Here is a 10987-nt window from a genome sequence, read left to right as displayed (position 1 = left end):
ATGGATCTAGATACACTTCTATCATTTGATTGGGGGACGATGGCTCCGGAATTCATCATCCTCGGTTTTATTGCACTTTTATCAGTCGCTGATTTGTTCATGCCAAAGCATGTTGACCGCAAGATCCTTGGATTGGTTGGTTTTGCCGGGGTGGTAATGGCGCTGGTTTCACTGGTAACTTTGATTGGTACCGATACAACATCAATTTTACATGATACATTCAGGCTTGATTCATTCGCGATCGCCTTCAAGTTGATCCTTCTTCTTGGAGCGGCGCTTGTCATGCTATTGGCGATTGACTTCAGAGCGAATGAGGGGCTTGAGGACTACAAAGGTGAATTCTATTACCTGTTCCTTACTGCCTTGCTTGGAACCATGTTCATGGCATCAAGCGGCGACTTGATCACTTTGTTCGTCGGCCTTGAATTGCTGTCGATTCCGTCTTACATCCTTGCAGGAATGCGTAAACGCAACCTGAAATCGAATGAATCAGCAATGAAATACGTCCTGAATGGCGGCATTTCATCTGCCATCACTTTGTTCGGTATGAGCTATGTGTTCGGAATTGCCGGCACAACGAATTTAAAAGGGATCGCCCAGGTTTTCAATGGCTTGAGTGACCCTCAGCATATTTACATTCTTGGACTGGCATTCTTCATGATTTTCGTTGGCCTATCCTTCAAGCTGGCATCTGCACCATTCCATATGTGGGCACCTGATGTTTACGAAGGAGCGCCGACTCCAGTGACGGCATTCCTGAGTGTCGTCTCCAAAACAGCTGGATTTGTCATCATCCTGCGCATCCTGCTATCCATCTTCGGGTATGTACCGGTTGCACAGGAGGACGGCCAGCCAATTCCGCTGCTGTTCGCGATGCAGGATTACATTGCATTCCTTGCGGGAGCAACGATGATCATTGGTAACGTCGTCGCCTTAAGGCAGCGCAACATCAAGCGCATGTTCGCGTACTCAAGCATCGCCCATGCCGGTTACATCCTTGTCGCGCTGACAGCGATGTCGTTCGTGACCTTCGATGCCATCTGGTTCTACCTGCTGGCATACGTTTTGATGAACCTAGGTGCGTTCGCCGTAATCCAGGTCATCACAGCAAAAACCCGTTCAGAGGATATCAGCCATTTTGCCGGACTTTACCGCCGCTCGCCATTACTAGCAGTCGGAATGGGAATCTTCATCCTGTCACTCGCAGGAATCCCTGGTACAGCAGGCTTCATCGGAAAGCTGAACATCTTCATGGGAGCCTTGATGGTCGACGAGGCACATTACGTGCTCGTTTCGATCATGATTGCGACTACAGTCGTATCCTATTTCTACTACTTCGGAGTCATGACACAAATGTTCTTCCGCCCGGCAGCTAATGATGAAAAAATCAAGCTACCAGCAGGAACAATCGTGGTCATCCTGGTAGCAGTAATCGGAACAATCCTGTTCGGAGTCATGCCAAACCTGGCCATCGACTTCATGCAAAATAACTTCAACCAGTTCGTTGACTTTATGAAATAACCAGAATGAATTTTGGGGAAAATCCATTCATGGAAACAAAGGGGTAAATTCAGCTGGCCTGCGATTTTTGCGGGCCGGTTTTTTATTTTATAGGAAATTATGAATGATAATTTAGGTGGATAACTATATGTGGATTTATTAATCCAGCTCCAGCGCTTGTCGGGTCTGAGCGAGGAGCTTCCGCTTTTTATTTTTGAAACTTTTTCATAAGTAATACGTCTATAAATAAGGGAAAGTATCGCCTTTATGGTAAAATAGCATGTGAAGGGAGGAGAGTATATGCTAACAGGTTTTGGCGGCTTTGCGCTGACCAGCATTCTGACACATCTAGTTTTTATTGCTCTTTCATGGTGGGCTCTTCAGGCACTGCAGTTTGACAAACTGCTGCGAGCGAATCATGTTCTTCAAGCCCGCGTACTATATATCCTGCTTTCCATTGCACTCGGATCTACAGTCAGTAATTTCTTCCTTGATTACCTCCAATGGTCGCAGCAGCTTCCTATGATTTTTCAGTAGCTGTTAAGTCATACCCAAATTGGTAAAAAATTAGGTCTTCATACATGTTTTCAAAACGAACAATATCAAGTATTATTCTCTTTGTGTTTGTTTTTTTGAACAAACATGTTTGTTTTTTCACAATCTATGAACACCCGGGCAAGTTGGTACATAGAATGATGTCAAAAAGTGACGAGAATTCCCAAGTATGTGATTCGCTCTCCTGGTAAGAATGGTAATAAGGGGAGAGTGAAGCAGATATGAAGAAGATTCCATTTATTTTATCAATTTTTGGCATTATTGGTTTTATTGTGTTCCAAGCTGGGAATAAGACGACTGTAGCTGACGCTGATCATGAAATAAAAACTCTGGCCTCGGTTTTGCAGGACGAAGATATTTTAATCACTGGTTGGTCTTTATATGCAAGGGAAACATTGGAACAACAAAATGTCGAAGCATTGGTGAAGGATTTGAAGGTCCAGCTTTCTGAGTGGACATGGTCAGGACACGATGGAGAACTGACAGCTGTCACGAACTCATCTGGGATTCAGGAAAAAATTAAAATTGTTTCTACCGACACAAAGGGACCTTTACATACGTATGTGATGTATGAGGTCAGAGGTCAGTACTGGAATAAAAATACAGAAACCTTTTTAAACGAAAATTTACCAGGCAGAATATTTGACATTTTTCGAGGAAACGCAACAACTTTCTCTTGTGTAATAGGCGAAATCAATGATAAGATAGAGTCGGCTTTACCTGTTTATAAAAGTAAATTGCTTAAGGCTTTCAACGCTCGTGAAGTTGAAGGGCTGGCAGAAGAATCATTCATTTCCTCTTCCGCCGTTTCGCCTTTGTTCGACAAAACACTGAGCAATGAACATGACATGAATATGCAGCTTGGATTACGGAAAACTGAACGATTGGGCGCAAAGACTACCGTCGTAGTTGGCACACCCATCATTACGATTGAATATTAATATAGAGAAATTGGACGCGGAGGGGAATACACTTGGAAAAAATCATCGTCCGCGGCGGACAAAGGCTAAGCGGTTCTGTAAAGGTTGAAGGAGCTAAGAATGCCGTCTTGCCTGTTATCGCTGCAACATTATTAGCAAGTGACGGAAAAAGCGTAATTCGTGATGTGCCAACTCTCTCCGATGTATATACCATCAACGAAGTATTACGTTCTTTAAACGCCGTAGTGGAGTTTGAAAATAACACGATTACAGTAGATGCATCCAGAGAGTTAAAAATTGAAGCACCTTTTGAGTATGTTCGAAAAATGCGTGCTTCTGTATTGGTTATGGGATCCCTGCTTGCCAGGAATGGCCGTGCTCGCGTAGCATTACCAGGCGGCTGTGCAATCGGTTCCCGTCCTATCGACCAGCACCTTAAAGGCTTTGAAGCAATGGGTGCTACAGTCAAGGTAGGCAACGGTTTTATCGAAGCCGAAGCAGTCAATGGTCTGCACGGAGCTAAAATATATCTTGATTTCCCTAGCGTTGGCGCTACGGAAAATATTATGATGGCTGCTGTCCTTGCAAAAGGTACAACAATCATTGAAAACGTCGCAAAAGAACCAGAAATCGTCGACCTTGCAAACTTCCTGAACAAAATGGGAGCAAAGGTAAAAGGCGCAGGCACTGGCACGATCAAGATCGAAGGTGTTGAAGTACTGTTTGGTGCTGACCACAACATCATTCCTGACCGAATCGAAGCAGGAACATTCATGGTTGCGTCTGCCATTACTGGCGGAAACGTGCTTGTAAGGGGCGCAGTTCCTGAGCATCTTTCTTCATTAGTAGCAAAGATGGAAGAAATGGGCGTTACTATCACCGAGGAAGAAGATGGTCTTCGTGTCATCGGGCCTGAAAAACTGAAAGCAGTCGACATCAAAACGATGCCGCACCCTGGATTCCCGACGGATATGCAGTCCCAGATGATGGCCTTGCTATTGCGCGCACAGGGAACAAGCATGATCACCGAAACTGTTTTCGAAAACCGCTTCATGCACGTGGAAGAATTCCGCCGCATGAACGCAAACATCAAAATTGATGGCCGCTCTGTCATCATGAATGGGCCATCTGACCTTCAAGGAGCAGAAGTGGCAGCAACTGACCTGCGTGCCGCAGCATCACTGATCCTGACTGGCCTTGTAGCAGATGGAGTTACACGCGTTACAGAACTGTATCACCTGGACCGCGGCTATGTTGACTTCCATCTTAAGCTTGCCGCACTTGGCGCGGATATCGAACGCGTAAGCGAAGTAGAAGAACAGCCAGTAACTGAAAAATTAGTCTCAGACATGAACGCATAAATAAACTGCTCATAAAACCGGAGAATTGTGCTTTAACGTATAGTTCTGCGGTTTTTTGATTTTAGGATTGGATTTTTTTAAAGGCCCTTTTCTCTAACTTTATTGCTATTGACTACTAAATAGGTTTGAATTCCCTAAGTTTCTTATTATGAGAAAAGGGCTTGCAAAAATCGGCTTAAGGATTATAACAACAATCTTTATGACAAAAACAGCCTTTCTAAAAATAACTGTCCAATTTCGACCGACTTATTATGAGCATCATGAAAGAAAATATACAAATGGCGAGCTTTTTCAATTTCTGTCATAAAAGCTTGTCCGCCTCCATATGAATGGAATGAGACGGTTAACGGCCGTGAAATTTCATAATGGAGGCTTTTTTATGTTAAAATTCAAACCAATCATCGTACTAGCTGCAATCCTTTTCGCGGTCACACTCTTGATTCCATCCTTGCTGGTCCTCCCTTTTATGGAAGAAAAGGCAGGCGGAAAGCTTGGGGAAGAGCTGCAAAATGAAGCAAAGGAGGCTGCCGCTATGCCTACAGCAGATTCAGCAATCGAGGTGGCTGTCTACAGGACAGCGTTATCCAAAACCGAGAAGCTTCCACTTGATGACTACTTGATTGGCGTCGTAGCCGCTGAAATGCCAGCCGAGTTCGAGCTCGAGGCATTGAAGGCACAGGCGCTGTCAGCGAGGACATATTATGTAAAACAAATGCTGAGCCCGAATAAAGTTGGCGTTCCCGAGGGTGCACAGCTGAATGATACCGAAATCCACCAGGTTTTTAAAAATAAAGAAGAGCTGAAAAAGCAGTGGGGTGCCGATTACAAATGGAAGATGAAGAAAATCGCCGAAGCTGTAAAAGCCACCGATGGTCAGGTACTAACTTATGATGGATCGCCCATCGACGCCACATTCTTTTCGACATCGAATGGGTTCACAGAGAACTCAGAGGAATACTGGTCAAATTCACTGCCATATCTGCGCAGCGTAGAAAGTCCATGGGATCTGAAATCACCGAAGTTCCGCAGCCAGGAAGTGAAGACAGTGGCCGAGGTGGAATCCAAGCTGGGCATAAAGCTCCCAAATTCCGCGGAGATTGGCAAAGTCATCTCCAGGACCACTGGGAACCGTGTTGCAAAAATTGATATCGGCGGCAAAGTCCTGACTGGAAAAGAAGTTCGTGATAAACTCGGCCTGCGCTCAAGCGACTTCAGCTGGGAACTGAAAGGCAACAACGTAATCATCACCACCGAAGGCTTCGGCCACGGCGTCGGCATGAGCCAATACGGAGCCAACGGCATGGCCACCGAGGGCAAGAACTATCAGGACATCGTCAAGCACTACTACAAAGGCGTTGAGATAAGTGAAGCGGATAGTATGCTGGCGAAGGTGACAGCGAGGAAATAAGAGCGGGTTACTGCAGCCACAGCGATAAACACAATAATGACCAGGCCAGGGCGAAGAGCAGCCCTGGCTTTTTAGCGCGGATTGATTTGGTGGTTTGACTTATTAATTCTTCGCGAGTTCAGGATGGCACTTTTCTATGTCGAGTTCAGGATGTTATTTTTTCGCTGAATCGAAGAAGGTTTCGATGTCTGGTGGCATGTGGTAGATGCGCCCATGAGTGGTGCCAGTGAAGGGAAGATTCAATGAAATTAAAAGATCACTGGCTGTTTTCGAAGATATACCAATGCAAAATTCTCTACACATCTTATTCTTAATTGCTGGATTAATAAGTAGGAAAAAATCTTTTACAGTTTTACGATGAGCAGTTTTGGATTTATGTTCACACACAGCACAACGCCAAAACCATTTTTCCCGATGCATGCCATATGATAAACAGGCTGGGCATTGAACTCCCTTTTGAAGGTCGTCTGGAGTGAGGGAATATTGTTTCGGAATGTCAGGGTGGTGTGGAGAATGATTCTTTACAAGTGACCTGGATAACTTTTTTGCTTCTTTATCAGTAAAAGTTGGATTTGAAGTCCTATCATCAATTTCATGAACCCGACTTAATAATACATCCCCTTTTACGATCAAGTTATTCAGGGAGCGGTCACTTACCTTGATAATAGTAGATGAATTGCTGATCACAACAAGATGGTATATGGGTGGGACACTGAATTTGTGGTTCTGCAGCCACCTTTTCAAGTGCCAGGCTTGCATTCGGACCTGGTTAATGGGATTATCGTATGATTTTTCTTGACCATCCTTAGTTTGAATCATTTGTTCGGAATGTTTGTCGAAGAAAAGGGTACCGGAATGGGCTTTGGTTTCAATTAGAAGGATATATCGAAGAGTTAAAATGAGGGTATCAATCTGGAAATGCCATTTTTCATCTTGCAGGCGTAAATCCCTGAATATATGGAAACCTTTTTCAGGCAGAAAACTTAAACGGTAATCAGTTTGAAGTTCACCTCTATATCCCGCGCGCCAGGCTTTGTAATCTGACTCAATTAATGGGAATTTGGGATGGTTCGGTAAAATTCTTTCCATTAAAGCCTCATACATAAGAAGGCGTATGGGATATTTCCGTTCTTTTTCTATCAAATTATTCACTTCCCTATTAGTTTTTTTATGGATTCTTTATTTTCACTCCGAATACCTGCGGATATAATGCTTTTATTATGAAAGTTTTATGTCCGAAGTAGCTAACCACATTGTAATTCTACGGTTGGGAGCAATAATTTAACGGTTGCAGCCAATAATTTAACGGTTATAGACAATAAATTAACGGTTGAGGCAAATAATTTAACGGTTGGACTAAATGACTGTCCAAAGTCACTGCTGAAAAACAAAAAGCCAGCCCCAATAACAAGGCTAGCCCCTTAAAAACCGTAACTAATACCTATCTTTATAATAAATCTAGCTAAAATCCCCGAACTCTCTCCTCAATCCCGCGCAAAACCCTCCCCAGCCGCTTAAACTTGCCGCTAAAGTATGCATGATGAATGAAATGTGATGCCGCTAAAACCCCGATTACGTCTTTTATAAAATCAATCACGGTGGCGGACCGCGCCGGGACGAAGCTTTGATGAATCTCGTCGAGCAGGCCGTACAAAATTGCCACGCCCATAAAGGCAAAGCTCATAACAGGGGTGAAGCGCCCGGTCGTCAGCGCGGCAAGGACGAGCAGCACATACAGGATGCCAAACTCAACGAGGTGGAGTGATTCTTTTAAAAAGCGGTCAACGCCACGGTCCGGCAGTTCGATGACCGCGGTATCGGGCAGGCTGGACATGATCCAGATCGCCGCCATATAGGCAAAAGGAAGAATGCGTAGAATCCATACTAATAATTTTTTCATGATAAAACCTCTCTTTATAGTAATAATCCGAACGAACGGAGTGGGAAGCGGGTATCAGCCGACACTTAGCAGCTAAAAATCCGCCCAAAAACTTTTATGCATAAAATCATAACCTTTGTCGAAAAATAAGCAGTAAAAAATTTTTCAACTCTATGTATATATTTTTTCGCTTCTGTTCAAACTGATTGCTGAGGTGATGAAAATGAGAGAGGAAGAAAAAAGATCTTCTCAAGACAAAAGCAAGAACAGCTTTTTCAAGAAGCGGTGGGTGTATCCAACAGTTTATATTGCTAGTGCCGCAATCATTCTAACTGGTGTCCTTTGGTATCAAAACAGCGCGAGCGATCAACTGGATCAGTCGGAATACAAAGCGACTGACATGCCTGGCAAAAAGATGAATGACCAGCCTGCAGTTGAAGTAAACCGCGCGATGGAGAACTTCGTAATGCCAGTGGTGAGTGAGGACGATGCTGTCATCCAAATGGGATTCTATGATAATGACGGCGATTCGGCAGAGCAAGAAGCAGCTCTAGTGTTCTATGATAATACTTACCATCCGAACACTGGACTGGACATTGCAGCAAAAGACGGCAAGGAATTTGATGTAATCGCGTCACTTAGCGGTACTGTCAAGAATGTCATGGAAGATGCTGTACTTGGAAATGTCATTGAAATCGAGCACGACAAAGGTATTGTAACACAATATCAGTCAGTAAAAGACTATCAAGTTAAGGTTGGCGACGAGGTTGAGCAAGGACAAGTCATTGCGAAGTCCGGCACAAGCCTGATCAATGAGAAGGCTGGCAACCACGTACACTTTGAAATCCGCAAGGACAATGTTCCTGTCAATCCGCACGAGTACTTCAACAAGCCGATGAGCGCATTGCAGGATGCCAATGTGACAGAAGAGAAGGCTTCATCTGATGCAGATGCAGGAAAGTCTGAAGATGCTGTCGAGGAAGATGCTGAAGGAACCACTCCATCTAAAAAAGATGTAGAGGGTACGACTCCAGCAGAAGAGAAGCCTGCTGAAGATGGCTCTGATAAAAAAGACGCTGGACAAGATGAAGATAAGGATGCAGGCGAAGACCAAGATTCTTCAACTGACTCTGATACTTCGAGCAACTCATAATAAAATTAAAAATTTTGGAACCCGCCTGGTTTTAAAGGCGGGTTTTTTTATTGGAATAATATGAAATGCATCACACTTATCGAAAAGGGTTGAGTATGGTAAAATCAGACAGGAGGAGGGGTACATATGAAACGAGTATTGTTCATAATCATGTCGGTGCTAATAGCCGCAATCATTTCAGGCTGCAGCAAGGAACCGACTCCCGAAGAACGGTTTTCCGAGTATGTGAAGCTTTGGAATGACCAGAAGTTTGATGAGATGTATGGATTTTTATCAGCGGAAGCGAAGAATTCGATTTCAAAAGAGGATTTCGTCTCCCGGTATAATAAAATTTATCAGGATTTGGAGATAGACAAGCTGAAGGTCAGCTACAAAAAGCCTGAGGAAGAAAAGGAACACGAAGAGAACGCAGAGCTTCCTTTTTCGGCAAAAATGGAGAGTGCTGCTGGTCCGATTGGATTCGATCATGATGCCACTCTTGTAAAAGAAAAACGCGATGATGATACAAACTGGTATGTGGAATGGAATACGACCTATATTTTTCCTGAGCTTGGATCAGGCGATAAAATCAGCTTCAAGAATGTCCAGGCAGAACGGGGCAGCATCCTCGATCGTGGTGGAAACGGTCTTGCAATCAACGGTACTGCTGTCCAGGTTGGAGTAGTCCCAGGCGAACTGGGCGAGCAGAAAGATCAGACGATTGCGAAGGTGGCGGAACTGCTCGATATGTCCGAGGAGCAAATCAACAAGGCGATGAGCGCCGGCTGGGTAAAAGATGACCTGTTTGTTCCATTGAAGAAAATTTCAAAGGAAGACAAAGGTCTGCATGAAAAACTGTTTGCGATGAATGGCGTGAAGAGCCAGGAGGTTGGGGCACGTGAATATCCATACGGAGCAGCATTGTCCCACTTAATCGGCTACGTCGGCCCAATTACAGCCGATGACCTCGAAAAGCTGGAGGGAAAAGGATACACCTCGACTGATCTCATTGGCCGCCGCGGCCTTGAACAGGTTCTTGAGGAGCAATTAAAAGGAACAAACGGTGTCCGGATTTCGATAGTGAAGAAAGACGGCACGGTCAAGACACTCGCAGAAAAGCCAGTGAAAAACGGGAAGGACGTCAAGCTGACCATCGATGTAGTCGCACAGCAGCAATTGTATGATCAGCTAAAAGGAAAAGCGGGTATGGCATCAGCCATCAATCCGGCAACAGGCGAAACGCTGGCCCTCGTGAGCGCGCCAGGCTTTGACCCGAATAAAATGACGCTCGGAATCTCGCAAAACAAACGGAAAATGCTAGAGGAAGACCCGCTCAAGCCCTTCCAGAACCGATTCAAACTGACCTATGTGCCAGGGTCTGTGATGAAGCCGATCACCACGGCAATCGGCCTTGAAAGCGGCAAGCTCCAGACGGATACTGCATTTGAAATCAACGAGAAACAATGGCAAAAAGACGCATCCTGGGGCAAGTACAAGGTGACAAGATATTCCGATATAAAAGGCAGCATCAATCTGGAAAAAGCGCTGGTTTATTCGGATAATATTTATTTCGCTCAGGCTGCGCTTGGAATGGGGCAGGAAACTTTTACAGAAGGCCTGAAAAAATTCGGCTTTGAAGACCAGCCGGAATATTTATACCCGATCGAGCCATCGCAAATCGGCAAGATTGACAGTGAAATCCGCCTGGCGGACTCTGCCTACGGACAGGGGCAGGTGGAAATGAATATCCTCCATCTTGCGACCACTTATTCGCCATTCGTGAACAAGGGCAACATGATAAAGCCGATTCTGAATATGGAGGATGAGCAGGGGCAGGTGTGGAAGGAAGGCCTGGTCAGCGCGGAAAATGCCGCTGTGATAAACAGCATGCTGACAAAGGTCATCACCGATCCAAAAGGAACCGCACATAACGGCTTGATAGCCAATTATCCGCTCGCAGGTAAAACAGGCACAGCGGAAATCAAAGAGAAGCAGGGTGAAAAGGGCAAAGAACTTGGATGGTTCGTCGCCTACAACCCGAATGCAGCCGACATGATTGTCGCAATGATGATCGAGGACTCTGGATCCAAGGATGTTGTTTCTCGGGTGAAGTCGTTTTATGAGTTAAAGTTGGATAGTGGACAATAGGAAGTCTGGCCGATACTGGCCGGGCTTTTTTATTTATAGCAAATCAATTAGCCAGTTCCATTGTTGGTCGAAATTTAGTCCCTA

The 10987-nt window shown here is 44.8% G+C and carries 9 protein-coding genes; 7 read left to right on the top strand and 2 right to left on the bottom strand.

From position 1 onward, the window contains the following. The 5 genes from nuoN to spoIID all read left to right on the top strand — a co-directional run bounded on the left by nuoN (window position 1) and on the right by spoIID (window position 5744). A complete protein-coding gene (gene nuoN, locus FS736_RS16075; protein ID WP_144479101.1) occupies window positions 1–1521 on the top strand; it encodes an NADH-quinone oxidoreductase subunit NuoN in 1521 nt (506 codons plus the stop codon). 279 nt (window positions 1522–1800) lie between these two features. Then, entirely contained in the window at window positions 1801–2037 is a 237-nt protein-coding gene (locus FS736_RS16070) for a DUF1146 family protein (RefSeq protein ID WP_144479099.1), read from the top strand. Between the two features lie 239 nt (window positions 2038–2276). Continuing rightward, window positions 2277–2996, top strand: a complete 720-nt coding sequence (locus FS736_RS16065; RefSeq protein WP_144479097.1) for a YwmB family TATA-box binding protein — start codon at window positions 2277–2279, stop codon at window positions 2994–2996. Window positions 2997–3028: 32 nt separating this feature from the next. Beyond that, complete coding sequence (gene murA / locus FS736_RS16060) at window positions 3029–4336, top strand: UDP-N-acetylglucosamine 1-carboxyvinyltransferase (protein ID WP_144479095.1); 1308 nt, start codon at window positions 3029–3031, stop codon at window positions 4334–4336. 379 nt (window positions 4337–4715) lie between these two features. Then, the gene (spoIID, locus tag FS736_RS16055; protein ID WP_144479094.1) at window positions 4716–5744 is read left to right on the top strand and encodes a stage II sporulation protein D; all 1029 of its coding nucleotides are present in this window, start codon (window positions 4716–4718) and stop codon (window positions 5742–5744) included. A 153-nt stretch (window positions 5745–5897) separates the two neighbouring features. On the opposite strand, the gene FS736_RS16050 is transcribed toward spoIID, so the two are convergent. Together FS736_RS16050 and FS736_RS16045 are read right to left on the bottom strand one after the other, a co-directional pair. Continuing rightward, window positions 5898–6887, bottom strand: coding sequence for a nuclease-related domain-containing protein (locus FS736_RS16050; protein ID WP_144479092.1), 990 nt, complete (start codon window positions 6885–6887; stop codon window positions 5898–5900). Between the two features lie 319 nt (window positions 6888–7206). Further along, window positions 7207–7644, bottom strand: a complete 438-nt coding sequence (locus tag FS736_RS16045; protein WP_144479090.1) for a VanZ family protein — start codon at window positions 7642–7644, stop codon at window positions 7207–7209. A gap of 202 nt (window positions 7645–7846) precedes the next feature. Here FS736_RS16045 and FS736_RS16040 point away from each other — a divergent pair, with 202 nt between their 5' ends. Together FS736_RS16040 and FS736_RS16035 are read left to right on the top strand one after the other, a co-directional pair. Further along, window positions 7847–8776, top strand: a complete 930-nt coding sequence (locus tag FS736_RS16040) for a M23 family metallopeptidase (protein WP_144479088.1) — start codon at window positions 7847–7849, stop codon at window positions 8774–8776. 126 nt (window positions 8777–8902) lie between these two features. Further along, window positions 8903–10903: a penicillin-binding transpeptidase domain-containing protein gene (locus FS736_RS16035; RefSeq protein ID WP_144479086.1), complete on the top strand. Its 2001-nt coding sequence runs from the start codon at window positions 8903–8905 to the stop codon at window positions 10901–10903. The last annotated feature ends 84 nt before the right edge of the window (window positions 10904–10987 follow it).

It is taken from the genome of Cytobacillus oceanisediminis 2691, assembly GCF_007678455.1.
Lineage (GTDB): Bacteria > Bacillota > Bacilli > Bacillales > Cytobacillaceae > Mesobacillus > Mesobacillus oceanisediminis_A.
The sequence above is the reverse complement of the archived record's forward strand: the minus strand, read 5'-3'. Positions and strand labels throughout refer to the sequence as shown.